Origin of the sequence: Blautia segnis, assembly GCF_014287535.1 — a bacterium.
GTDB classification, from domain to species: domain Bacteria; phylum Bacillota; class Clostridia; order Lachnospirales; family Lachnospiraceae; genus Blautia_A; species Blautia_A acetigignens.
Genome location: NZ_JACOOT010000039.1, coordinates 100,392 through 125,877, shown reverse-complemented (window position 1 = coordinate 125,877; position 25,486 = coordinate 100,392). Strand labels below are relative to the sequence as shown.

At 46.5% G+C, this 25,486-nt stretch carries 24 protein-coding genes; 21 read left to right on the top strand and 3 right to left on the bottom strand.

What is annotated here, in order from left to right; translation table 11 throughout:
- Position 1 precedes the first annotated feature (1 nt).
- Entirely contained in the window at positions 2-979 is a 978-nt protein-coding gene (locus H8S54_RS16925; protein WP_186901882.1) for an OmpA family protein, read from the top strand.
- A 98-nt stretch (positions 980-1,077) separates the two neighbouring features.
- Here H8S54_RS16925 and H8S54_RS16920 read toward each other — a convergent pair whose 3' ends face one another.
- On the bottom strand, positions 1,078-2,448 hold the full coding sequence (locus H8S54_RS16920; protein WP_021924593.1) for an MATE family efflux transporter: 1,371 nt from the start codon (positions 2,446-2,448) through the stop codon (positions 1,078-1,080).
- 482 nt (positions 2,449-2,930) lie between these two features.
- Between H8S54_RS16920 and H8S54_RS16915 the strand changes: the two genes are divergently transcribed.
- From H8S54_RS16915 to pgeF, 9 genes are all read left to right on the top strand, one after another.
- The gene (locus tag H8S54_RS16915) at positions 2,931-3,707 is read left to right on the top strand and encodes a ZIP family metal transporter (RefSeq protein ID WP_117849688.1); all 777 of its coding nucleotides are present in this window, start codon (positions 2,931-2,933) and stop codon (positions 3,705-3,707) included.
- Between the two features lie 224 nt (positions 3,708-3,931).
- On the top strand, positions 3,932-4,807 hold the full coding sequence (locus tag H8S54_RS16910; RefSeq protein WP_117849691.1) for a methionyl aminopeptidase: 876 nt from the start codon (positions 3,932-3,934) through the stop codon (positions 4,805-4,807).
- 309 nt (positions 4,808-5,116) lie between these two features.
- Positions 5,117-6,049 carry a hypothetical protein gene (locus H8S54_RS16905; protein ID WP_243176872.1) on the top strand — a complete coding sequence of 311 codons (933 nt, stop codon included), beginning with the start codon at positions 5,117-5,119 and terminating at the stop codon, positions 6,047-6,049.
- Between the two features lie 178 nt (positions 6,050-6,227).
- Positions 6,228-6,575, top strand: a complete 348-nt coding sequence (rplS, locus tag H8S54_RS16900; RefSeq protein WP_021924395.1) for a 50S ribosomal protein L19 — start codon at positions 6,228-6,230, stop codon at positions 6,573-6,575.
- A gap of 200 nt (positions 6,576-6,775) precedes the next feature.
- On the top strand, positions 6,776-7,414 hold the full coding sequence (gene lepB, locus H8S54_RS16895; RefSeq protein ID WP_021924396.1) for a signal peptidase I: 639 nt from the start codon (positions 6,776-6,778) through the stop codon (positions 7,412-7,414).
- Between the two features lie 80 nt (positions 7,415-7,494).
- A complete protein-coding gene (ylqF, locus tag H8S54_RS16890; RefSeq protein ID WP_021924397.1) occupies positions 7,495-8,349 on the top strand; it encodes a ribosome biogenesis GTPase YlqF in 855 nt (284 codons plus the stop codon).
- A 1-nt stretch (position 8,350) separates the two neighbouring features.
- A complete protein-coding gene (locus tag H8S54_RS16885) occupies positions 8,351-9,106 on the top strand; it encodes a ribonuclease HII (protein WP_117849695.1) in 756 nt (251 codons plus the stop codon).
- Positions 9,107-9,158: 52 nt separating this feature from the next.
- Complete coding sequence (locus H8S54_RS16880; RefSeq protein ID WP_243000129.1) at positions 9,159-9,518, top strand: YraN family protein; 360 nt, start codon at positions 9,159-9,161, stop codon at positions 9,516-9,518.
- A 108-nt stretch (positions 9,519-9,626) separates the two neighbouring features.
- On the top strand, positions 9,627-10,490 hold the full coding sequence (gene pgeF / locus H8S54_RS16875; RefSeq protein WP_117849697.1) for a peptidoglycan editing factor PgeF: 864 nt from the start codon (positions 9,627-9,629) through the stop codon (positions 10,488-10,490).
- A 76-nt stretch (positions 10,491-10,566) separates the two neighbouring features.
- Here the strand turns inward: pgeF and H8S54_RS16870 are convergent, their stop codons facing one another.
- Entirely contained in the window at positions 10,567-11,739 is a 1,173-nt protein-coding gene (locus tag H8S54_RS16870; RefSeq protein WP_021924401.1) for a ribose-phosphate pyrophosphokinase, read from the bottom strand.
- Between the two features lie 325 nt (positions 11,740-12,064).
- Here H8S54_RS16870 and H8S54_RS16865 point away from each other — a divergent pair, with 325 nt between their 5' ends.
- From H8S54_RS16865 to H8S54_RS16850, 4 genes are read left to right on the top strand one after another with little or no spacing between them, the layout of a single operon-like run.
- Entirely contained in the window at positions 12,065-13,462 is a 1,398-nt protein-coding gene (locus H8S54_RS16865) for a DUF512 domain-containing protein (RefSeq protein WP_117850382.1), read from the top strand.
- Positions 13,425-14,750, top strand: a complete 1,326-nt coding sequence (der, locus tag H8S54_RS16860; RefSeq protein WP_186901881.1) for a ribosome biogenesis GTPase Der — start codon at positions 13,425-13,427, stop codon at positions 14,748-14,750. The genes H8S54_RS16865 and der overlap by 38 nt, the downstream gene beginning before the upstream one ends.
- 2 nt (positions 14,751-14,752) lie before the next feature.
- Positions 14,753-15,391, top strand: coding sequence for a glycerol-3-phosphate 1-O-acyltransferase PlsY (gene plsY, locus H8S54_RS16855; protein WP_021924404.1), 639 nt, complete (start codon positions 14,753-14,755; stop codon positions 15,389-15,391).
- 10 nt (positions 15,392-15,401) lie between these two features.
- Positions 15,402-16,403, top strand: a complete 1,002-nt coding sequence (locus H8S54_RS16850; protein WP_021924405.1) for an NAD(P)H-dependent glycerol-3-phosphate dehydrogenase — start codon at positions 15,402-15,404, stop codon at positions 16,401-16,403.
- Between the two features lie 190 nt (positions 16,404-16,593).
- On the opposite strand, the gene H8S54_RS16845 is transcribed toward H8S54_RS16850, so the two are convergent.
- Entirely contained in the window at positions 16,594-17,418 is an 825-nt protein-coding gene (locus H8S54_RS16845; protein ID WP_021924406.1) for an aldo/keto reductase, read from the bottom strand.
- Between the two features lie 538 nt (positions 17,419-17,956).
- On the opposite strand from H8S54_RS16845, the gene H8S54_RS16840 reads away from it, so the two are divergent.
- From H8S54_RS16840 to acsB, 7 genes are all read left to right on the top strand, one after another.
- A complete protein-coding gene (locus H8S54_RS16840; protein WP_186901880.1) occupies positions 17,957-18,352 on the top strand; it encodes a cobalt transporter in 396 nt (131 codons plus the stop codon).
- A gap of 39 nt (positions 18,353-18,391) precedes the next feature.
- A complete protein-coding gene (locus H8S54_RS16835) occupies positions 18,392-18,574 on the top strand; it encodes a CooT family nickel-binding protein (protein ID WP_021924408.1) in 183 nt (60 codons plus the stop codon).
- A 103-nt stretch (positions 18,575-18,677) separates the two neighbouring features.
- Positions 18,678-19,610, top strand: a complete 933-nt coding sequence (locus H8S54_RS16830) for a methylenetetrahydrofolate reductase (RefSeq protein ID WP_021924409.1) — start codon at positions 18,678-18,680, stop codon at positions 19,608-19,610.
- A gap of 48 nt (positions 19,611-19,658) precedes the next feature.
- The gene (locus H8S54_RS16825; protein WP_021924410.1) at positions 19,659-20,429 is read left to right on the top strand and encodes an ATP-binding protein; all 771 of its coding nucleotides are present in this window, start codon (positions 19,659-19,661) and stop codon (positions 20,427-20,429) included.
- Positions 20,430-20,644: 215 nt separating this feature from the next.
- The gene (cooS, locus tag H8S54_RS16820; RefSeq protein ID WP_117849702.1) at positions 20,645-22,537 is read left to right on the top strand and encodes an anaerobic carbon-monoxide dehydrogenase catalytic subunit; all 1,893 of its coding nucleotides are present in this window, start codon (positions 20,645-20,647) and stop codon (positions 22,535-22,537) included.
- Positions 22,538-22,561: 24 nt separating this feature from the next.
- Positions 22,562-23,335 (top strand): ATP-binding protein, encoded by a 774-nt coding sequence (locus tag H8S54_RS16815; RefSeq protein ID WP_117849704.1) that lies wholly within the window; start codon positions 22,562-22,564, stop codon positions 23,333-23,335.
- Positions 23,336-23,353: 18 nt separating this feature from the next.
- Positions 23,354-25,483 (top strand): acetyl-CoA decarbonylase/synthase complex subunit alpha/beta, encoded by a 2,130-nt coding sequence (gene acsB, locus H8S54_RS16810; protein ID WP_186901879.1) that lies wholly within the window; start codon positions 23,354-23,356, stop codon positions 25,481-25,483.
- The last annotated feature ends 3 nt before the right edge of the window (positions 25,484-25,486 follow it).

Below are 25,486 nucleotides of genomic sequence, written 5' to 3'. Positions count from 1 at the left end.
CATGCGCAAAAAAAGAAAATCAGGAGAGGACGGCTTTAATGTATGGCGCTCCTACTCCGATGTTATGGCCGGTGTTCTGCTTCTTTTCATACTGATCATGTCATTGACGCTTTTTCAGGCTCAGAAGAGCTACGACGAGAGTATTCAGGAGAGAGATGAGAAGCTGGCCCTTCAGGCAGAGTATACAGCAGATCTTCTTGCCAAGCAGAATACCATTGAGGAACAGGAAGGCACCATTAAGACCAAGGATGAGAAGCTCACGGCCCTTGCCCAGACACTGGCAGAGCAGGAAGCCAAGCTGAAAGAGCAGCAGGCGCTTCTGGATCAGCAGCAGACCGATCTGGATGAGAAGACCACACTGCTCAGCGAACAGCAGACCAAGATCGATAACATTATCGGTGTCAAGGCTGAGGTTGTAGAGGCGCTCAAGAAAGAGTTCCAGAACAACAATATCAACGTAAATCTGGATTCCCAGACAGGAGCGCTGACACTGGATGCAAGTGTTCTGTTCGATGTCAATGAGTCAGAGCTTACGGATGCAGGTAAGGAAGCCCTTCGAAATGTACTTCCCATTTACTGCAAGGTTCTGATGGAGGATACATATAAGAGTTATCTTGCGGAGATCATCATTGACGGTTATACGGATACAGATGGTGATTATGCGTACAACCTGGAACTGTCACAGAGACGTTCCCTTGCAGTGGCACAGTATCTTCTGGACATCCAGGGAGAATTCCTGACTGCAGACCAGAGTCTGGATCTGCAGGATTACCTTACCGTAAACGGACATTCCATGGCGAACCCTATTCTGGATGCCAATGGAAACGTAGATAAGGAAGCGTCCCGCCGTGTTGAGGTTAAGTTCCGCTTGAAGGATGACGAGATGATCGATGAGCTGAGCAAGATCATGTCCGGAAGCGAGGACACCGCGGGAAGTACAGATGGGGCTGCGGATGCAGGAACGGACAGCGGTAATTAATAATTCGGCTGAAATTTATGAAATATAAAAGAGAGTATCTTTACCATTTTCCTTTTGGGGAAGGTAAGAAGATACTCTCTTTTTATGATAGTTGTGTTTTATCCCAGCCTGGAAAGGGCTTCCTCGGACACGATTTTCTTGCGGACGCAGAGGAAAATAGTGAAGGCTGTGGTTGCCGCGGTGATATCGGAAATTGGTTCTGCGTAATAAATTCCCATAACACCAAAGAATTTCGGAAGAATCAGTGCCAGCGGAATCAGTAGGATCACCTTACGAAGCAGGGCAATGAAAAGGGAAATTTTCGCCTGTCCAAGTCCCATGAAAGTAGTCTGGCAGCCCATCTGAATACCAAAGATGGCAATTCCCGCCATGAAGATTGGCATTACTTTTTTCACCAGTGCAAGCAGTTCAGGGTCAGAGGTAAAGATTCCGGCGAACATACCCGGGCAAAATACGGTCAGAAGACAGAAAATAGTGGAAACCGCAAAGGTAAAACTGATGGTAAGACGATAGGTCTTTTTCACACGGTCAAACTTACGGGCACCGAAGTTATAGCTGATAATCGGCTGTACGCCCTGGGTAAAGCCCTGGATGGGAACTACCGCAAGCTGCATTACGCTTTGCAGGATGGTCATGGATCCTACATAAAGGTCTCCGCCGTAAATGGAAAGTCCGCGGTTTAATACAATGTTGATGGCGCTTTCTGTTGCCTGCATGATGAAAGGAGAAATTCCAAGTGCCATAATATTTTTCAGAATGGAAAAGTCAATGGCAAGGTTTTTCCTGCGGATGCGGATGGCGGATTTCTCAGAGAGAAGAAACTTTACTACCCACACTGCGCTCACTGCCTGGGAAATAATCGTGGCAAGGGCAGCGCCCTGTACATTCATATTCAATACAAAAATGAAAATGGGATCAAGGATGATGTTGATCACGGCTCCAATCAGTACGGAAAGCATGGCAGTCCGCGCCTGTCCCTGGGAGGAAATAAACATGTTCAGTCCCAGAGCAAACTGTACGAAAATCGTTCCCATGAGATAAATGGTGATGTAATTTACCGCATAGGTGATGGTCTGGTCACTTGCCCCGAACAAAAACAGAAGGGGACGCTTAAAAATCATGAAAATAATTGTCAGGGAAATGGAGAAAATAAGAAGGACGCTGACACCATTTCCCAGGATTTTTTCCGCACGTTCTTTGTCACCTTTTCCAAGGGCAATGGAAGCCAGGGGAGCACCTCCTGCACCGATAAATGCGCTGAATGCGGAGATCAGCATAATGATGGGGAAGGTAAGTCCTACTCCTGTCAGTGCGATTGGTCCAACTTTGGGGATATGCCCAATGTACATTCTGTCAATAATGTTATAAAGAACATTGATCAGCTGGGCAATTACAGAAGGAATTGCAAGGCTAGCCATAAGACGGGGCAAGGGCATTGTGCCAAGTTTCTGTTCTTTTGTCTGTTCCATGGAATACCTCTTTTCTAAAACTCAGCCTCCGGGCAGCAACGGACTTCGGGCAAAATATACCGCAAAGCGGGGGTGTGCAGATTGCGGGATTGATTTTGGGGGCACGCTCTAAACTGTGTATCTGCCAGGTGCTGAGAAGTAATTTGTAAGGATCGCAGGACTGCCTGAATATGCAGTAACCCGCAAGGAGTAAGTATAACATAGGGACGAATATTAGGCAAGAATGATTCCGTGCCATTGGAGCGGCATACGAAAATGTTTTGGATGGATTGATGATAGAAATTACCAATAAGCAGTATGGGAATTCAGAGGGAAATGTGATATGATATTACGAGTTAGGATATTCTAACTAAATGAGGCTGCTTTTGACCGGACATAAAAAGGGCAGGAATGGTACCTGGCCGCGTGGATGCGGCAGAGATCTGGTACAGAACCTTTTTTCCGGCATAAGCTATTGTAGAATATAAAGGAGTTTTGTGCGTATGAATGTATTCTGGGGACTGATGATCCCTTTTTTTGGAACGACCCTGGGGGCGGCCTGTGTTTTCTTTATGAAAAAGGAACTGAATCCGCTGGTGCAAAAAGGGTTTCTTGGTTTTGCGGCGGGCGTGATGGTGGCGGCTTCGGTATGGTCCCTTTTGATTCCGGCAATGGATATGAATGCTAGGATGGGACGGTTGGCTTTTATTCCTGCGGCAGTTGGATTTTTGATTGGAATTGGATTTTTGCTTTTTATGGACCGCACAGTGCCTCATCTTCATCTGGACAGTGAGGAAAACGAAGGACCAAAATGCAATTTAAAAAAAACAACAATGCTTGTACTTGCGGTGACATTGCATAATATTCCGGAGGGGCTGTCGGCAGGAGCTGTGTTTGCGGGAGCTTTGTCCGGAAATGAGACGGTGACCATGGCGGGCGCATTTGCCCTGGCCATTGGAATTGCCATACAGAATTTTCCGGAGGGCGCCATTATTTCCATGCCCCTTCGCGGCAACGGAATGAGCCGGAGAAAATCCTTTGTTTATGGAACTGCATCCGGTGCGGTGGAGCCTATCGCGGGCGGTCTGACCCTTCTGCTTGCGAAGTACATTACTCCGGTGCTTCCCTATCTGCTGGCTTTTGCGGCAGGTGCCATGATCTACGTGGTAGTGGAAGAGCTGATTCCCGAAGCCAGCGAAGGGGAACACAGCAACATCGGAACCCTGGCGTTCGCAGGCGGGTTTGTGCTGATGATGGTGCTGGATGTGGCACTTGGATAGCTTTCATATATGGTGATGCCGCCGGTAGGCGACATGTCCGTTTTGTGAATAAAGTTCACAGAAAATCCGAAAATTGCGGTGCGAAACCATGCAAAGCATGATTTCATATTGGAAATACTGTTGCAATTTGCATATTTCAAGTATAAAATAGACACCAGAGAAAATTTTTACAAAAGAAAACAGACTGCCGGATCTGGCAGCCAGGATTTGAAGGAGAGAGTAAAATGTCAACAAAAATCGGACGAAATGATCCCTGCTGGTGCGGCAGCGGAAAGAAATACAAAAAATGTCATGAGGCTTTTGATGCGAAGGTGGAGATGCTCAGACAGAAAGGCTATCCGGTCCTGGACCACAAGCTGATCAAGACTCCGGAGCAGATCGAGAAGATCAAGGAGAGCTGCAAGATCAACGTTGCAGTTCTTGACTACGTGGCAGAACACATCAAAGCCGGCGTTTCCACAGAGGAGATCGACCGCTGGGTTCATGAGGAGACCGTACGCCACGGCGGAATCCCGGCCCCGCTGAATTATGAAGGTTTTCCAAAGAGCGTTTGCACCTCCATTAATGAGGTAGTGTGCCACGGCATTCCTTCCGAGGATGAGATTTTGAAGGATGGCGATATTGTAAACGTAGATGTTTCTACTATTTATAATGGATATTTCTCCGATTCTTCCCGTATGTTCTGCATCGGAAACGTAAGCCCGGAGAAGGAGAAGCTGGTCCGCGTTACCAAGGAATGCGTGGAAATCGGTATTTCCAAGGTAAAACCATGGGAGCCAATCGGTAACATGGGACATGCGGTGCATATGCATGCTCTTGAGAATGGCTACACCATCGTTAAAGAAATCGGCGGCCACGGCGTAGGCCTTGAATTCCACGAAGATCCATGGGTAAGCTACACCTCCGAGGAGAACAGCGGCGTGATCATGGAGCCTGGCATGATGTTCACCATTGAGCCTATGGTAAACATGGGAAGCGACGAGGTTTATACCGACGAGGAAGACGACTGGACCGTCCGTACCGAAGACGGCCTGCCCTCCGCCCAGTGGGAAGTAACCGTCCTGGTAACCGAAGACGGCTGCGAGGTCATCTGCTGGTAAGGTTTTACTGAAAGGGAAAGGCATCTACAGAAAGTTTCATAAAACAATAAGCCGTGTGTACAGGTGAAATTCTTTACTTGTATACATGGCTTTTTTTAGAAAGGCTCTTGAAAAAGTTTAGAGCAAATGGTACTATAATTTCAAAGCATATTTCTATAAGTCTAGGCATTCTTGCCATCTGTTATTCTAAATCATCACTTCAGAAATCCATGCTTTTAATTTCAATCAAAAAACAGGGCAGGGGTTTGAGGTGTAAAATAGCAGTGCGGCATATTCCCATACTCCTGGAGGAACAGGAGGTATAAGCCTATGGCAAAAAGAAAGAATAACGCTGGTACTGTAAAGAAAAAGCAGATTACAGAAAAGAATCTGAAAGCAAACAGAAACTATAAAGATACCGTATTTCGAATGCTTTTTTCTGACAGGAAGAATTTGCTGTCATTGTATAATGCAGTAAATGGGACTTCCTACAAAAATCCGGAAAAATTGGAAATCGTGACACTGGAAAATGCAATTTATATGGGGATGAAGAATGATCTTGCGTTTATCATTGCTACGAATCTATTTTTGTATGAACACCAGTCTACATATAATCCAAACATGCCGTTAAGGGATTTGTTTTATATTTCCAGTGAGTATCAAAAGCTGGTTGACCATAAGTCTTTATATTCTTCTGTATTGCAGAAAATACCGGCTCCGAATTTTATTGTGTTCTACAATGGAACAGAGAAAAAAGAAGACCGATGGGAAAATGCATTGTCAGATGCGTATGAAACGCCAGATAAAGAACCAAGGCTTGAATTAAAGGTACTGACATTAAATATGAATGAAGGGCATAACAAAGAACTGATGGAGCAGTGCCAGACACTGAGAGAATATGCAAAATACTTTGCATTGGTAAGAAAATACAAGAAAGAAATGAAACTGGATGCAGCTGTCAAATGTGCAGTGGACGAATGCATTCAAAGTGGGATCCTTGCAGAATTCCTGAAGAAAAATAGAGCAGAGGTGATTGCTGTGAGTATATTTGAATACGACAAAGAGGAAGAGGAGAAAAAGCTCCGTAAGGCAGAATATGAGGCCGGGTACGATGATGGAAAGAAATTAGGTATTACAGAGGGTGAAATACGTAAGGCAAAAGAAACGGCAATAGAACTGACAAAAGTGGGGATGGCGAAATCGCAGATAGCGGCTATCCTTAAAGTGAATGAGAATATGCTTCGACAATGGCTTGAAAAATAATGGCTATTTGTAAAGAATGCGAAAAAACTTCAGAAAACCTGGTGAGAAACAAAATTTGCAAAAATAATGGTTGCAATACGGGAACAACTATAGTATAATCACTTATGTTGTGAAAAAAGATGGTCCGCTGTTACCGTGATGGGTATTAAGAACATCCAGAGAATAAGGAGAGAATAACATGAACGAAATTATTAAAAACATCGAAGCAGAGCAGCTGAAAAAAGAAGTACCGCAGTTCAACGTAGGAGATACCGTAAGAGTACACGCTCTTATCAAAGAGGGTAACCGTGAGCGTATCCAGATCTTCGAGGGAACTGTATTAAAGAAACAGGGCGGAAGCACCCGTGAGACTTTCACAGTAAGAAAAGCATCCAACGGTGTTGGCGTTGAGAAGACATGGCCGCTTCATTCCCCACACGTAAAAGAGGTTGAGGTTATTCGTCGTGGTAAAGTACGTCGTGCAAAACTTAACTACTTAAGAGACCGTGTAGGTAAAGCAGCTAAGGTTAAAGAGCTGGTTAGATAATTTTGGACGTATTCAATCGTGAATGAAATTTGCTGCACAGATGGCGATCACTGTCTGTGCAGCATTTTTTTCTTTTTCTTTACCGGAAACTGTGTTAGAATGAAATCGTGTATCTAATGTAGCAGCAAGTGGTATAAATTTTGCAACCTGGTACAATAGCGCTGGAATATTCGCGGTATCAGTATGTAAACGGAGTAATTATGAGCGAAAGAAGAAACAAGAAAGAGACGGAGCAGCTTTTTAATATGCCGGAGATCACACGGATGGAGAAGAAAGCCCTGTCCAGTGCCAGAGAGAAGTTAGAAGACAGTAAGTTAAGAAAGGTGCTGATCTGGGTATTTGAGATCGTGGTCACCCTTATTTTTGCGGTGCTCACCTCCATGATGCTGTTTCAGTCCGTAACCATGCAGGAAAGCTCCATGGAGCCTACACTGGCCGTTGGCAGCCAGTATTTTGTAAATAAACTTGCCTATAAGACTTCCTCACCGAAGCGGGGCGACATCATTGTTTTTCGCACCAACGGAAGCGACGATGCGGCACTTCATGTCCGCCGGGTAATCGGACTTCCAGGTGAGACGATCCAGATTGTCAACGGACGGATCCTGATTAATGGAGAGGCCTACAAAGAAGGCAAGGATTTTCCGTCCATCAACAATCCGGGAATGGCAGCCAATGCCATTACTCTGGAAGCAGGAGAGTACTTTGTTCTAGGAGACAACCGAAACAACAGCGAGGACAGCCGTTACGCTGACATCGGCAAGGTAAATAAGAAATACATAACCGGCAAGCTGTGGTTCCAGATTTCCCCAAGAAAAGAGATCGGCCTGCTGGATCAATAGTAGAGCGCAGGGCCTGCCTGGAAAGGGCTCTGTTTCTAACTTACTTGAAAAATTTTGCAGAACAATAAAGCGAGGTAAATATGAACGTACAGTGGTATCCTGGTCATATGACCAAGGCAAAAAGACAGATGCAGGAGGATATCAAGCTGATCGACCTGATCATTGAGCTTGTGGACTCCAGAGTTCCCCTTGCAAGCCGCAATCCGGACATTGACGAGCTTGGCAGAAACAAAGCCAGACTGATCCTTCTGAATAAATCTGATCTTGGCGATGAACGCCAGAATGAAGCCTGGAAGGCCTATTTCCAGGCGAAAGGATTCTATGTGGTGAAGGTGGATTCCAGAAGCGGCGCCGGAATGAAAGCCATTCAGGCTGCCATCCAGGAAGCCTGCAAGGAGAAAACAGAGCGGGACAGAAGAAGAGGAATCAAGAACCGTCCCATCCGCGCCATGGTAGTGGGAATCCCCAACGTTGGCAAATCCACTTTTATCAATACTTTTGCAGGAAGAGCCTGCGCCAAAACAGGCAACAAGCCTGGCGTGACTAAGGGCAAGCAGTGGATTCGCCTGAACAAGAATGTGGAGCTTCTTGACACTCCTGGAATCCTGTGGCCCAAATTTGAGGATGAGGAAGTGGGAATGCGTCTTGCGTACATTGGTTCCATCAAGGATGATATTCTGAACCTGGAAGAGCTTTCCCTGACCCTGATCGATTTTCTCAGGGAAAAATATGCAGGAGCGCTGGAAAAACGCTATCAGATTGCAGAAGAGGGAACCGCTGTACAGGTGTTAGAGGCAATTGCCAGATCCAGAGGCTGCCTGAAAAAAGGCGAGGAGCTTGACTATGCCAAGGCTTCTTTGATCCTTTTTGATGATTTCCGTTCCGGCAAAATTGGAAGAATTACCTTGGAATGGGTGCCCCAAGAGGAAAAATAACATGCAGAAAATTGGAGAAATCAAGGCAGAGCTTCAGGTACTGCAGCCGGAAGAGTACGATGCCTTTTTTGAAAAATACAAGGATGATACCAGAAACGGTGTCAGAAAGCTTCTGGAACAGCTTCATAAGAAGGAGGCTGCTTACCAGAAGGAGCTTGCCCGCACGGAAGCGATGAAGGTCTATGAGCATAAATATGAAGACCTGGGTTATATCTGCGGCATTGACGAGGTGGGAAGAGGTCCTCTTGCCGGTCCGGTGGTTGCAGGTGCGGTAATTTTGCCAAAGGACTGCAAGATTTTGTATCTTAATGATTCCAAGCAGTTAAGTGCAAAGAAAAGAGAAGAGCTGTATGATGTGATCATGGAGAATGCGGTGGCAGTGGGAATTGGAATGGCAAGTCCCCAGCGGATTGATGAGATCAATATTCTTCAGGCTACCTATGAGGCTATGCGGGAAGCTATCAGTAAGCTGGATCCGGTGCCACAGATTCTTTTAAATGATGCGGTGACCATTCCCCAGGTGACTATCCCACAGGTGCCGATTATAAAGGGAGATGCCAAGAGTGTGTCCATTGCTGCGGCAAGCATTGTGGCGAAGGTAACAAGAGACCGGATGATGGTAGAATACGACAAGACCATGCCGGAGTATGGCTTTGCATCTAACAAGGGGTACGGCGCGGCTGCGCATATTGAAGCGCTGAAGAAATACGGGCCAAGCCCCATACATAGGGCAACGTTTATTAAGAACTTTGTGTAGAAAATATTTCGAAAGTACATAAGATACCGACACAAAATAATTTGGAGTTTTCGTGGAGATCAATAAGAGAAGTGTTGGCACCTTTTATGAGAATCTGGCTGCCAGGTATTTGGAAAAACAGAATGTTATGATCCTGGAGCGGAATTACCGTAACAAGCGAGGCGAGATTGATCTGATCGGGCTGGACCCGGATGGATGGCTCATCTTCGTGGAAGTGAAGTACAGAAGCTCGGAGTACTCCGGCAATCCTCTGGCAGCAGTCGATGAGCGCAAGCAATGGATCATCTCCAAGGTAGCTGCCGGATATTTAATGACTCATTACAGAAGTCTGGATGTAAAATGCAGGTTTGACGTAGTGGGAATCGAGGGCAGTGAGATCAGGTGGATAAAGAATGCCTTTGAATTTCGATAAGCGCAGTACCAGAACTGGCAGACTGTTTTAAGAAGATTAGAGCCTGTCTGCCCGATGAATATGCAGATGCTTGTTAGAGTTCATATACTGAAACATAAGGAGAACATTATGGATATCAAATGGCACAGCAGTGATGAGACACACATGCAGGTGAGAGAGAAGAATGGTGTTACCTTTCTCGCTTACCCTGCATTTGAGAACCTCCCGGAGATCATTCACTGCTTCAGCACAAGGCTGGGCGGTGTAAGTGAGGGGATTTTTTCCTCTATGAATTTAAGCTTCACCCGAGGCGATAATGAGAATGCGGTAAAAGAAAATTACAGAAGACTGGGTGCAGCCGTAGTCTTTGCCCCGGAGGATGTTGTGTCATCGGATCAGACTCACACCACGAATGTGCGCCTGGTAGGGGCAGAAGACAGAGGAAACGGCATCACCCGTCCGAGAACCTTCCATGATACAGATGGAATGATCACCAACGTCCCGGGTGTGGTGCTGGCCACCTACTATGCAGACTGTGTGCCCCTGTATTTCGTAGACCCGGTTCATCATGCCATTGGCCTGTCCCATTCCGGCTGGCGCGGAACCGTGGGCAAAATCGGAAAAGTAACCATAGAGAAAATGCACCAGGAATTCGGCTCCGATCCTGCAGAACTTCTTACCGCCATCGGCCCGTCCATCTGCCAGGACTGCTATGAAGTAAGCGAAGATGTGATCCTTGAGTTTCAGAATGCTTTTAATGAAAAATACTGGAATCGTCTTTTTTACAAAAAAGACAATGGAAAGTATCAGCTGAATCTCTGGGAAGCCAACCGCATTATTTTCCTGGAAGCAGGAATCCAGGAGGAACACATTTCCATGCCTGGAATCTGCACCTGCTGCAATCCGGATTTTCTCTTTTCCCATCGTGCCTCCCACGGCAAACGCGGCAACCTGGCTGCCTTCCTTGGAATTCGCAGGAAAGAAAAAGAATAATACCAGGAAAATGATTAAAAAAAATAGGATAGAAGACCAGAGCCATCAGCTCCGTCCTCTATCCTTTTTTTGATCCTTATTTTTGGTTTACCCGTTTCATCAGATCCATGATCTTCTCGTTGCTGGAACGAACCTTCTCAACGGAAACGTCATGGTTGATAATATCAATAATACTTGCAAGATACTTGCTCATATTTGCCTCTATATAGTAAGGTCTGGTCAGAAGCTCCGGGATACGGTAATTCAGGTTAGTAGTGATAACCTTGTCGATCCAGCCCTTCTCATAGTAAGCGTCAAATTTATCCATGCCCTCAGTAAACAGACCGTAAGTGGTGCAGATAAATACACGGTTTGCGTGGCGCTCCTTGATCTGTTTGGCAACATCAAGCATACTTTCACCGGAGGAGATCATATCGTCAATAATGACAACGTCCTTGCCCTCTACGGAGTCACCAAGAAACTCATGTGCTACAATCGGGTTCTTGCCGTTTACAACGGTGGAATAATCACGTCTCTTATAGAACATACCCATGTCTACGCCAAGGATATTGGAGAAGTACACCGCTCTTGACATAGCGCCCTCATCCGGGCTGATGATCATCAGGTGATCGTTGTCCACCTGGAAATTGTCTACATTCTTCACCAGAGCCTTCAAGAACTGATAGGTAGGGAAGAAGTTGTCAAATCCGTTCAGCGGAATGGAGTTCTGGACACGGGGATCATGGGCATCAAAGGTGATGATATTGGAAACGCCCATATCGCTTAATTCCCGAAGCGCAACTGCACAGTCAAGAGATTCCCTCTTCTTACGTCTGTGCTGACGGCCTTCATAAAGAAACGGCATGATAACGTTAATACGGTGAGCCTTACCGGTAGCTGCGGAGATGATTCTCTTAAGATCCTGGAAATGGTTGTCCGGAGACATATGGTTTACATGACCGCAGACAGTGTAAGTAGAGCTGTAGTTGGTAACGTCTACCATAATGTAAAGGTCTGTACCGCGGACAGATTCCTTAATGATTCCCTTGCCCTCACCAGTACCAAAACGGGGGCACTCACAGTCTACAAGGAAAGACTTCTCACTGTAGCCCTGGGGAATGTTGTTCAGACCTTTTTTTTCTACCAGTTCCTTACGGAATTTTACCAGTTTTCTGTCGACCTCCTCTGCAAGATCGCGGCAGCCTTCCAGCGCTGCGATACGGATTGGTGCGACAGGCATAGATTTCTCGAGCAATTCTATGTTCGGCATGATATTCCTCCTAAGTAGTATGCTAATTGTCGATTCAGTTTGCTGCATCAAAATAGGACAGCTGTCCTTCATTTGCAGACCTCTTCCTTATATTTATAACATTTGCCCTAAATGACGTCAAGGAATTTATTTATTTTTACTTCGAAAAAACGCGAATTTCATATTGAACCAGAAATTTTTAGTTGTGTTTTGGGAAAAAACTTGGTATATTAAGAATAATGGCTATCGTATGCGGTGCCATAGACAAATGCATTCAAAGGAAAAACAGGATGCATAACCGGCCGCTGTGCGCGGTGTGAGCAGTGACTTTGATTTCTTTGAAACGATGGAGAAAAATGTGAAAAAGCAAAAAAAACATGTGATTTCGACAGTGCAGGAGGGGAGTATTGCCCAGGAACTGGAAATTGTGCCTGGGGATGCCCTGCTTAGTGTAAACGGCCAGCCTGTTGAAGATATATTTGATTACCGCTATCTGATGAATGAGGAATATGTGGTACTGGAGGTAGAGAAAGCCAACGGAGAAATCTGGGAGCTTGAGGTAGAGAAGGAATACGAAGAAGACCTGGGCGTGGAATTTGCCAAGGACCTGATGGACGATTACCGCTCCTGCTCCAACCACTGCATTTTCTGCTTCATTGATCAGATGCCCCCGGGAATGAGAGATACCCTCTATTTCAAGGATGACGATTCCAGACTGTCTTTCATCCAGGGAAACTATGTAACATTGACAAACATGAGTGACCATGATATTGAGCGAATCATCCGCTATCATCTGGAACCCATCAATATTTCCTTCCAAACCATGAACCCGAAGCTTCGCTGCAAAATGCTTCATAACCGTTTTGCAGGGGATGCCCTGGAGAAGGTGCAGAAGCTTTACGATGCAGGCATCACCATGAACGGTCAGATCGTTTTGTGCAAGGGAATCAATGACGGGGAAGAGCTGGATGAAAGCATCCGCAAGCTTTCCGCCTATGCGCCTGTGATCCAGAGCGTTTCCGTAGTTCCGGCAGGGCTTACCAAGTTCCGCAAGGGACTGTATCCCCTGGAACTTTTTAACAAAGAGGATGCCTGCCAGGTGCTGGATCAGATCCATGGCTGGCAGCAAAAGATGATGGAGAAATTTGGCATCCACTTTATCCATGCTTCTGATGAGTGGTATATTATGGCAGGAAGAGAACTTCCCCAGGAGGCTTCCTACGATGGCTATCTTCAGCTGGAAAACGGCGTGGGAATGCTGCGGCTGCTTGGAACAGAGATGCAGGACACACTGGCTGAGCTGGATGGAGATGACCGGAAGGTTCAGGCAGTCAGTGCCACAGGAGCCCTGGCGGCGCCTTATATTGTCCGCTATATGGGAATGATCCATGAGAAATTCCCAAATGTCAATGTAGAGGTGATCACCATACGGAATGAATTTTTCGGAGAGACCATTACCGTAGCCGGACTGATCACAGGCGGCGACCTGATGCGGCAGTTAAAGGGAAAGAACCTCGGGGAAAAGCTTCTGATCCCCTGCAGCATGCTGAAAAACGATGAGAATGTTTTTCTGGATGATGTAACGGTAGAGGAGCTTTCCAAAGAACTGAATGTAGAGATCGTAATTGTGGATGAAGGAGGCGCTGACCTTGTATCAGCCGTTCTTGATCCGCCCCAGCATAAGAAACAGAAAAGGAGACAAATGTATGAGCAAACCGGTAGTAGCAATAGTGGGCAGGCCTAATGTTGGAAAATCCACATTGTTTAACGCACTGGCAGGAGATAAAATTTCAATTGTAAAAGATACGCCAGGTGTAACAAGAGACAGAATCTATGCAGATGTGACATGGCTGGACAAGGAGTTCACCATGATCGATACAGGCGGTATTGAGCCGGACAGCAGCGACATCATTCTTTCCCAGATGAGAGAGCAGGCGCAGATCGCCATTGACACAGCAGACGTGATCATTTTCATCACAGACGTGCATCAGGGTCTTGTGGATTCCGATGCCAAGGTAGCAGACATGCTCCGCCGCAGCGGCAAGTCGGTTGTGCTTGTGGTAAATAAGGTGGACAGCGTCCAGAAATACATGATGGATGTTTATGAATTCTATAATCTTGGAATCGGAGAGCCATTTGCCATTTCTGCAGCCAACCGTCAGGGACTTGGAGATATGCTGGACGAAGTAACCAAGTATTTCCCAGAGGATACAGGCGAGGATGAGGATTCCGATATTCCGAAGATCGCCATTGTAGGAAAGCCGAACGTAGGTAAATCCTCCCTTGTAAATAAACTCCTTGGAGAGGACCGCGTAATCGTATCCGACATTGCCGGAACCACCCGTGATGCGGTTGATACCAAGGTTACCTGGAACGGCAAGGAATATATTTTTATCGACACTGCAGGACTTCGCCGCAAGGCTAAGGTGAAGGAAGAGATTGAGCGCTTCAGCGTGATCCGTACCGTAACCGCAGTAGAGCGGGCAGACCTTGTGGTTGTGATGATCGACGCTTCCGAGGGCGTTACCGAGCAGGATGCCAAGATCGCCGGAATTGCCCATGAGAAGGGTAAAGGCGTGATCATTGCGGTGAATAAATGGGATGCCATCGAGAAAAATGACAAGACCATTTACAAGCATACCAACCGCATTCGTGAGGTCCTTTCCTTTATGCCGTATGCAGAGATCGTATTTATTTCCGCCAAGACCGGCCTTCGAATTTCCAGAATGTTTGAGACTCTGGATGCAGTGATCGAGAACCAGACCATGCGTATCCAGACAGGCGTGCTCAACGAGATCCTTGCAGAAGCCGTTGCCATGCAGCAGCCGCCGTCAGACAAGGGCAAGCGCCTGAAGATTTTCTACATGACTCAGGTAGCAGTGAAGCCGCCTACATTCGTTATTTTCGTAAACGACAAGGAACTTATGCATTTCTCCTACACCAGATATCTGGAAAACAAGATCCGCGATGCATTTGATTTTGGCGGCACACCGCTGAGGTTTATTGTAAGAGAGCGCGGAGAGAAGGAATAATTATGGAACGGATTGCTTGCCTGTTTATCGGGTATTTGTTTGGAATGTTTCAGACATCCTATCTTATTGGAAAATACCATCACATGGATATCCGCCAGTACGGAAGCGGCAATGCGGGAACCACCAATGCCCTTCGTACCCTAGGCAAAAAGGCGGGAGCTATGACCCTGATCGGGGACATGTTAAAATGCGTGATCGCCATTCTGGTGGTGGACGCGGTTTTCAAAAATCAGTACGGGGATATTCTGCCCCTGCTTGGAATGTATACGGCAGCAGGCTGTGTCCTTGGACACAATTTCCCCATCTATCTGAAATTCAGAGGGGGAAAGGGAATTGCAGCTTCTGCCGGAATGCTCCTTGCCCTTGACTGGAGAGTGTTTCTGATCTGTGCTGTGATCTTTATCGGGCTTGTAGCGGTTACACGCTATGTTTCCCTGGGCTCCATGGCGGCTTATGTAGGTGCGCTGATCTGCTTTATTGCCTTTGGCGCAGCAGGAAGCTATGGCATGGATCCTTCCCATGTGGTGGAAATGAATGTGATCATGGCCCTTATGACAGCTCTTGCCATTTACCGGCACAGAGCCAATATTTCCCGTCTTATGAACGGCACTGAGAATAAGCTGGGAGCGAAGAAAAGATGAGGTGATGGATTTGGCAAAAATCAGTGTAATGGGGACCGGAAGCTGGGGAACAGCACTTGCAATACTGCTTTACAACAATGGCCATCAGGTTATGCTGTGGTCTGCACATCCGGAAAAGGCAGTCAGCCTGAATGAGACCCGCGAGGACAGTGGGAAGCTTCCCGGGGTGAAGATCCCGGAAGGAATCGTAATAACTTCCGATGACAAAGCGGCTCTTACAGATGTGGATGTGACAGTGTTTGCTTCTCCTTCTGCCTATATCCGTAAAGTAAGCAGACGCCTGGCACCTTATGTGCGCCAGAGGCAGATCATTGTAAATGTGGCAAAGGGTGTGGAAGAGAATACTCTGATGCCTGTGTGCGATATTATTAAAGAAGAGATTCCCCAGGCAGATGTGTGCGTGCTTTCCGGACCAAGCCATGCGGAGGAGGTAAGCCGGGGGCTTCCTACCACCTGCGTGGTCAGTGCCCGCAGGAAAGAAACAGCGGAATATCTCCAGGGACTTTTCATGAGTCCGGTTTTCCGTGTGTATACAACGCCGGATATGCTGGGCGTGGAGCTTGGCGGCGCACTGAAAAATGTCATTGCCCTGGCGGCCGGTACTGCCGACGGACTTGGATATGGTGACAATACTAAAGCAGCCCTGATCACCAGGGGAATTGCGGAGATGACAAGGCTTGGGGTGAAAATGGGCGCTAAGCTGGAGACTTTTGCAGGACTTTCCGGAATCGGAGACCTGATCGTTACCTGTGCCAGTGTGCACAGCCGAAACAGGCGCGCTGGCTATCTTATGGGAAAAGGGTATACCATGGAGCAGGCCATGAAGGAAGTGCAGATGGTTGTGGAAGGCGTGTATTCCGCCAAGGCAGCCAAAGCCCTTGCAGAGAAATATGATGTGGAGATGCCCATTGTCATGGAAGTGAACAAGCTTCTGTTTGAGAACAAGCCTGCATCTGAGGCGGTGAAAGATCTGATGCAGAGAGAGAAGCAGGGGGAAATTTCCTGGGAGTAAAAATGCTTCAGACGCACCCTTATGTATGCGGATGATTCTCACGGACAGTATAAGTAATTTAGAAAAATAAAAATGAAAGCCGGAAAATTTCCACTTTAGCAGTTGGAAATTTTCCGGTTTTTGTAGTTCTGCTTTGCATAATTAAAATTTAAGAGAACCAATTACTTGCCTGGGTGCGCAACATGCCATGTCAGAAAATAACATCCTTCAGATCATCCGGTACATGGGAAGTATGAAGATCCTCATTCAGGGTATCCATAATGGCGATATCCTCATCCTCAATATTGAAATCAAAAATATTGGCATTGGAAGCAATGCGGTCCGGGTTCACGGATTTGGGAATTACGGAAATTCCCTTCTGGATGGCCCAGCGAAGCCCGACCTGTGCAGGCGTGTGGGCGTATTTGGTGCCAAGGACGCACATTACATCATTGTCAAGGTAAGCCCCTCTTGCCAACGGGGCATAAGCTTGTACCTGAATGCCCTCGGACTGACAGTATTCGATCAGCTCCTTGGGATAGCACAGGGGGTGACATTCGATCTGGTTCACAGCGGGAACAATGCCGGAAACCTTCTTCAGCTCCTCCAAGTGATGGATCTGGAAATTGCTGACTCCGATGGACAATACCCGTCCGGTCTCCAGAAGCTTGGCCATCTCCAGCCAGGTGCCTGTGTAGCAGCCAGGAACTGGCCAGTGGATCAGGTAAAGATCCAGGTAATCCAGCTTCAGTCTCTCAAGGCTTCGGTAAAAAGCTCCGTCCACATCCCCGAGACGCTGTGCATTGTTCCAGATCTTGCTTGTGATGAAAAGATCCTTGCGGGGAACGCCGCATCTGGCAATGGCCTTGCCAACGCTTTCCTCGTTCTTGTAGGCGGATGCAGTGTCAATTAGGCGGTATCCTGCGTCCACTGCTGCATTTATGGCTGTCTCTGCTTCATTGTCTGCTGTCTTATATACTCCAAGCCCGAGAAGGGGCATTTCTCTGTCGTTATTCAGGAATACGGTTTCTCTCAAAGCTAATTCCTCCTTGCTGAAAAATAAACTTTAATCATTATATCATATAATCGGAAAAGAATCACCTGTTTTTTATTGAAATTTTACAAGAATCACACCTGTTTTGGGGAAGAAAGGGCAAAAACGGGCAGTTCGTTAATCTTTAAACGATTTCTTGTAAGAACTGGTAAAATTGTACAGAAATTAAAACATATATTTGTGTGATAAAGCGTTGAAATTTGGTAAAATTTTATAATTATATCCTTGCGTATTAATGAGAAAGGATGTATAATAAAAGAAAAATTGATAAATTTATGTCATTAGTCTGCATCTTTTTAGGTAGAAGAAAGGAACTGCGCTATGCATGAAGGAAGAGATAAGCGGAATCTCATTAAAGGGAATAGAATATCCTTTTATATGCTTACTCACGCTGACGGCGTGAGCTTTTTTCGTGCCCATTTTTATTGCTGAAAATGTGATAAGGCGGCTGTCTGGATTTAACCGGCAGCAGACTGTGGCGTAAACATCTGCCTGTCCATCAGGCGAAAGGAGTATTGCAATGCATTTGATCAAAGACGAAAACGGCAATTTGGTTCAGCATGGACATGAGCATACTCATGAGCACACACACGCTGACGGCGTGAGCCATACTCATGCTCATACCCACGAGGAATCTGAAGGCCATGACCATACACATACTGACGAGCAGAACTGCGGCACAGGCTGCGGCTCCTGCCAGGGAGGAGACTGTAAGAATGAGACAGTGGCACTCCTGACTTATATGCTGCAGCACAATGAGCATCACGCAGCCGAGCTTGACCAGATGGCAGACAACCTGGCCAAGATGGGAATGGATGCTGCTGCAAAGACCATTAAAGAAAGCGTTTCCGATTTCCAGAAGGGCAATATGCGTCTTGGGCTTGCCCTTACCCTTGTGAAAGAGGAAATGAAATAAGAATTTGACGTTACAGTGTGACACAAAGGAGGCATTAATATGTGTTTAGCAACTGTTTACAAAGAGAATGATGATTCTGTTATTTTCAAGAATGTGAGCCGCATTAATGTGGAAGGAGACAAGCTGATTCTTCGTGACATTATGGGTGACGAGAGAGTTGTAGAGGGTTCTATCCTTATGGTAGACCTTGCTAATAGTATTGTCAAAGTAAAATGCGACTGATTTTTTAGCGGATCTTCAGGCACTGGAGTGTGTTTGAATAATCGGTTCAACAGGCTCTGGCCTTTAGAATATAAAATTACTTAATACGTGGAGGTATGTAATTATGAAATTGTCAGAAGCTATGAGAGAAAAAATGCTTCTGTCCTTCGAGCTTTTCCCGCCGAAGACAGAGAAAGGAATGGAGAACCTTCCTGGAACAATCGATCATCTTATGAAGTACAAACCAGAGTACATCTCCTGTACATATGGTGCAGGCGGCGGAAATGTAGGTGCTAACAGAGAAGTTTGTCAGATGATCAAGAAAGCCGGAACTGTTCCGGTAACTCATTTCACAGTAATTAAGAATACCAAAGAGGGAATCAAGGAGCAGCTGGATCAGTACCTTGCAGAGGGCGTTGACCATATGCTTGCACTTCGCGGAGATATCCCCCTTGGTGAGACAACTACCTGTGGAGATTTCAACTATGCTACAGACCTTGTTAAATTCGTTCGTGACGAATTTGGCGATAAATTCGAGATCGCTGTTGCAGGATCACCGGAAGGACATATTGCATGCCGCAGCCTTGATGCTGACATCGCAGTTCTCAGACAGAAACAGGACAATGGTGCTGACTACATTATGACTCAGCTTTGCTGGGATATGGAGCAGTTCAAATACTGGCTGGATGCAATCCGTGAGGCTGGTGTTACAATGCCTGTAGATGTTGGAGTTATGCCAATCCTTGATATGTCTGCTACAATCAATATGGCGCTTTCCCGTAACGGCTGCGTAATGGATAGCGAGCTTTGCAGACTCATTTCCAGAAACTGGCTGTTCCCGAACCCATTTGCAGCAAAAGATGCAGACGGCAAGCCATTTGATATGTTCTATGATGACAAGATCAAGAGATTCAAGGAAGAGGGAATCGAGTACACAATCAAACAGATCGACGAGTACCGTGCTCTTGGCGTAGATGGTATCCATCTGTACGCACTGAACAAATGGAAAGATGTATCTGAGATCATCGACAGATCCGGACTTAGAACTTTAATCTAAGCTTTTATCTGACTACTTATAAATTTTTGGGAGGCAATTGATTATATTATGGCACATGTAATTGCTGTCGCAGGAAAAGGCGGCGTTGGAAAAACCACATTATGCGGAATGCTGATCCAGTATCTCTGCGAGAAGGGCAAAGGCCCGATCCTTGCTGTAGATGCTGATGCAAATTCTAATCTGAATGAAGTTCTTGGAGTGGAAGTGGAGACTACACTTGGTGATGTAAGGGAAGAAATTGCCCGTGCAGAGCTTGCAAGTGAGAATCCGATCCCTGCAGGAATGTCTAAGGCAGATTATGCAGAAAGACGCTTCGAAGACGCCCTGGTAGAAGATGATGATTTCGACCTTCTTGTTATGGGAAGAACTCAGGGGAAAGGCTGTTACTGCTTCGTGAACGGACTTCTTCAGACACAGCTTGCCAAATACCAGAATAATTATCCTTACATTGTAGTAGATAATGAGGCTGGTATGGAACATATCAGCCGAGGTGTGCTTCCGTCCATGCAGACAGCAATTCTGGTCAGTGACTGTTCCAGAAGAGGTGTTCAGGCCGTAGGCCGTATTGCAGAGCTTATCAAAGAATGCGATATGCATCCTGATAAAGTGGGCCTTATCATCAATCGCGCTCCGGGCGGAAAGCTGAATGACGGAATCAAAGAGGAAATCGAGAAGCAGGGACTCAACCTTCTGGGCGTTGTTCCCCAGGATGAGACTGTTTATGAATATGACTGTGAAGGGAAACCAACCGCCAGTCTGCCGGAGAATAATCCGGTGAAGATGGCTCTTCGTGAGATCGTTGACAAGCTTGGCTTATAATTGAAAAGCTTCCCCCTACCTGTATGCTCTGTGCAGCAGGGGAATGAGAAATGGACTGGTAATTCCGCAGTGAGCGGGAACGCTGCTGCGGAATTTTTCATCAGAACCATATCCCATGGGAGGGGATGGGTTCCGAATATCGGACGAAACATTTAGGTCTGCCCATGCAGACATCATCAAATACAAAAGTAACATATACTTAGAGGAGGTCAATAATGAGTGAATTCAAATTAACTACAGTGGAAGAATTCGAAGCTGCCACAGCCCGTCTTCTTGAGACTGGTGCAAAGGTAGGCGCTGATTCCTGGCAGATGCGTGTTAAGAATCAGACTCCACACTGTAAATTCGGTGAGCAGGGTGTATGCTGCCGAATCTGTTCAATGGGTCCGTGCCGTATTACACCTAAGGCACCGAGAGGTATCTGTGGATGCGATGTACATGGTATCGTAGGAAGAAACTTCCTTCGTTTCACAGCAGGCGGCGCAGCTACACACTCTGATCACGGACGTGAGATCTGTATCACACTTGGACATGCAAAAGAGGGCGGCGATTACCAGGTAAAAGATCCTGAGAAGCTGATCCGTATTGCGAAAGAGTGGGGCGTTGAGACAGAGGGTAAAGACATCTATGATCTGGCTCATGAAATGTCTGATCTTGCTCAGGAAGAGTACGGAAAGATCAGAGGCGTTTCCAGATGGCTGAAGAGAGCACCTCAGCATACACAGGATCTGTGGCATGCAGCTGGAATTGAGCCAAGAGCAATCGACCGTGAGGTTTCCTGTGCACTTCATATGACTCATATGGGTAACACAAGTAAACCGGAGGCTCTGATCCGTCAGGCACTTCGTAACGGTCTTTCCGATGGATGGGGCGGTTCCATGTGCGGAACTGAGTTCTCCGATGTTCTTTTCGGAACTCCGAAGCCAATTGATACCGAGGCTAACCTTGGTGTTATGAACGCTGAGAATGTAAACATCGTTGTTCATGGACATGACCCGAGTCTTTCTGAGATGATCTGTGAGTATGCAGACAGCAAAGAGATGATCGATTATGCGAAATCCATGGGCGCTAAGGGAATCACTGTTTCCGGTGTATGCTGTACCTCAAATGAGGTTGCTATGCGTCGGGGTATTCCGATGGCTGGTAACTTCTTACAGCAGGAGAATGTTGTACTGACAGGTGCCTGTGAGGCAATCGTAGTTGACGTTCAGTGTATTTTCCCGGCACTTGGACCTCTTTCCAAATGCTTCCATACAAAATTCATCACAACTTCTCCAATCTGCCAGATGCCAGATTCCGATTTCATTGAATTTGATGCAGGTACAGCAGGTGAGAAAGCAAAACAGATCGTAAAACTTGCATGTGAAAACTTCAAGAACAGAAAACCAGAGCTTGTACATATTCCGGATTTGAAACATAAAGCTACAGTTGGTTACTCTGTAGAAGCAATCGTTAAGACACTTGACGGCGTAACAAACTCTCAGGTAGACGAAACCGGTACCACCAAACCTCTCCTTGAGTGTATTACATCCGGTGTTATCCGTGGTGCTGTTGCTATGGTTGGATGTAACAACCCGAAGGTCAGACCTGACACAGCTCACATCGAACTTATGAAGAAGCTGATCGCAAACGATATCGTGATCATCGCTTCCGGATGTTCTGCTCAGGCAGCTGCTCGTGCAGGACTTATGGACAAAGCTGCAAAGGATCTTTGCGGTGCTGGTCTGAAACGTGTTTGCGAGCTTGCAGATATCCCGCCAGTATTACATATGGGATCCTGTGTGGATATCAGCCGTATGTTGATCCTTGCAGCTGAGCTTGCCAAGGATTCCGGACTGAATATTTCCCAGCTTCCAGTAGTAGGATGTGCTCCTGAATGGATGTCTGAGAAGGCAGTTTCCATTGGAAACTATGTAGTAGCAACTGGTCTTGATACATATCTTGGTGTAGACCCATATGTTTCCGGTTCTACAGAGGTTGCAAGCCTCCTTACAGAGGGTGTACGTGACTGGGTAGAAGCAGCATATACAGTTGAGAAAGATATTGATAAATTAGGCGATCTTATGATTGCGAGAATCGAAGAGAAACGTGACGCTCTCGGAATCTGATCCAAAGAAAGGCGCGATTAACTTATGAAAATAGCAGTAACCGGTAAAGGCGGAGTAGGAAAGACAACTTTTGCGGCAACACTTGCCAGATTATATGCAGATGAAGGGAAGAAGGTCCTTGCAGCGGATGTTGATCCGGACGCAAACCTGGGACTTGCCCTTGGGTTTGATGAGGAAACTCTTGATTCCATTATTCCAATTTCAAAAATGCGTAAGCTGGTGGAGGAGCGTACCGGAGCCAACAGTCAGAACCAGTTTTATACACTGAACCCAAAGGTGGACGATATTCCGGATACCTACGGAAAGGTCTGTAATGGCGTAAAGCTGCTTGTACTTGGAACCGTGGAGACAGGCGGCGGCGGATGTGTCTGCCCTGAGCATGTCATGTTAAAGAGAATCATCAGCAACCTTGTTGTACACAGGGATGATGTGGTGATTATGGATATGGAAGCCGGTCTGGAGCATCTGGGCCGGGGAACCACGGAAAGTATGGACGAATTTATTGTTGTGATCGAACCGGGCGCAAGAAGCGTACAGACCTACAAGAATGTAAAACGCCTTGCAAAGGATCTTGGAATCACCCAGGTCAAGGTGGTTGCAAACAAAGTCCGGAATGCTGAGGATGAAGAGTTCATCAGGGCAAAGATTCCGGCTGAAGATCTTCTTGGTATGATCCACTATAATGTTGAAGTTATGGACGCAGACCGCCAGGGCAAATCTCCCTACGATTTCAGTGAGACCGTAACATCCGAAATCAGAAAGATTAAAGAAAAGATAGACAATGAAAACAGTCTGTAAATAATAGGAGGTACTACAGTGACTTTATTTGATAGAGTATTCAGCGGAAATGACGCTGTTTATGGATTAACAGAGGGTGCTATTGATGCAGCCATCGCACAGCACGGCGAAGACAAAGCAGTAAGCTTCCCTGATACCGCTTACAGCCTTCCTTGCTACTATTCTGTAACAGGAACAAAGGTTACAACCTTAAAAGAGTTAAAAGAGGCTCTTGGCGTTGTAAAAACTCTTATGACAAGAGAGAAAAGACTGAACGACGCATTTATGTCCGGTATTGCTACCGCACTTTGCGCAGAGTTCATCGAAGTTCTGAAATATATCGACGGAGCAACACCATATGAGGAGCCATGCTATGGTCATCTTGCAGATGCTGTTATCCGTGAGCTTGGTGTACCGCTTGTAACAGGCGATATTCCTGGTGTAGCCGTTATCCTTGGATCTGCTCCTTCTGTAGAAGAGGGTGTTGCTCTTGTAAAGAGCTATCAGGCACAGGGTATTCTTGTAACACTGGTTGGCGGTATCATTGATCAGGTTAAGGAAGCCGGAATGAACACAGGAGCAAACGTACGTGTTATTCCTCTTGGAAAAGACGTTACCTCTGTTATCCACGTTGTATCCGTTGCACTTCGTGCAGCTCTTATCTTCGGTAATGTAACACCTGGAGATGCAGGCACACTTATGAAATACACAATGGATCGTGTTCCGGCATTTGTTAACGCATTCGGACCTCTGGATGACGTTGTAGTTGCATGCGGAGCTGGTGCTATCGCACTTGGCTTCCCGGTAATCACAAACGAGACAGAGAATATCTTCCGTGTACCAAAGAGCCTTATCGTTCAGGAGGATGTAAGCAAATTCAACGCTACTTCCCTTGAGGCTCGTGACATTAAGATCAAGATCACAAACATCGATATCCCGGTTGCATTTGCATCCGCATTCGAGGGCGAGATCATCCGTCGTAAAGACATGCAGGTTGAGTTCGATGGTTCCCGTGTAGACTGTGCAGAGCTTGTACATACCTGTGACGCTTCTGAGGTTGAGGATCACAAGATCACAGTTGTAGGACCGGAAGTTGACGAGATGGAAGAGGGAAGCAAGAACAGCATCGCATACGTTGTTAAGGTTGCAGGAAAGAACATGCAGCCAGACTTCGAGCCTGTAATCGAGCGTAAATTCCACAACTACATCAACTGCATCGAGGGTGTATACCACACAGGACAGAGAGATATGCAGCGTATCCGTATCAGCCATGCGGCATATGATGCAGGCTTCCGTATCAAACACATCGGTGAGGTTCTTTACTCACAGGTTAAGAACGAGTTCGACGCTGTTGTTGACAAATGCGAGGTTGTGATCTACACAGATCCTGCTGAGTGTACAAGAATCCGTCATGAGGTTGCTATCCCGATCTTCGAGAAACGTGATGACCGTCTTGCAAACCTGACTGATGAGTCTGTAGATGTATATTACAGCTGTATCCTTTGCCAGGCATTCTCCCCGTCTCATGTTTGTGTTGTTACACCTGAGAGACTTGGACTTTGCGGTGCCGTTTCATGGCTGGATGCGAAAGCTACCAACGAGCTTGACCCGAACGGACCTTGCCAGGTAATCACCAAAGAGCGTCCGATCAATGAGGAGCTTGGTTCTTACGAGGACGTTGATGAAGCAGTTCAGAAGTTCTCCCAGGGTGCTCTTGAGCACGTTACCCTGTACTCCATCATGCAGGATCCTATGACCTCCTGCGGATGCTTCGAGTGTATCTGCGGTATCGAGCCATTCTCCAACGGTGTAGTTATCGCAAACCGTGAGTATGCAGGCATGACACCTCTTGGAATGACCTTCTCTGAGATGGCTTCCATGACAGGTGGTGGAGTTCAGACTCCTGGATTCATGGGACATGGAAAACACTTCATCGCTTCCAAGAAATTCATGAAGGCTGAGGGCGGTATCGAGCGTATCGTATGGATGCCGAAGGAATTAAAGGAATTTATTGCGGACAGACTGAATGCAACAGCAAAAGAGCTTTATGGAATTGACAACTTTACAGATATGATCGGTGATGAGACTGTTGCTACAGATCCTGAGGCACTGGTAGAGTTCCTTACAGAGAAAGGACATCCGGCACTTGGACTTGATCCGATGATGTAATAG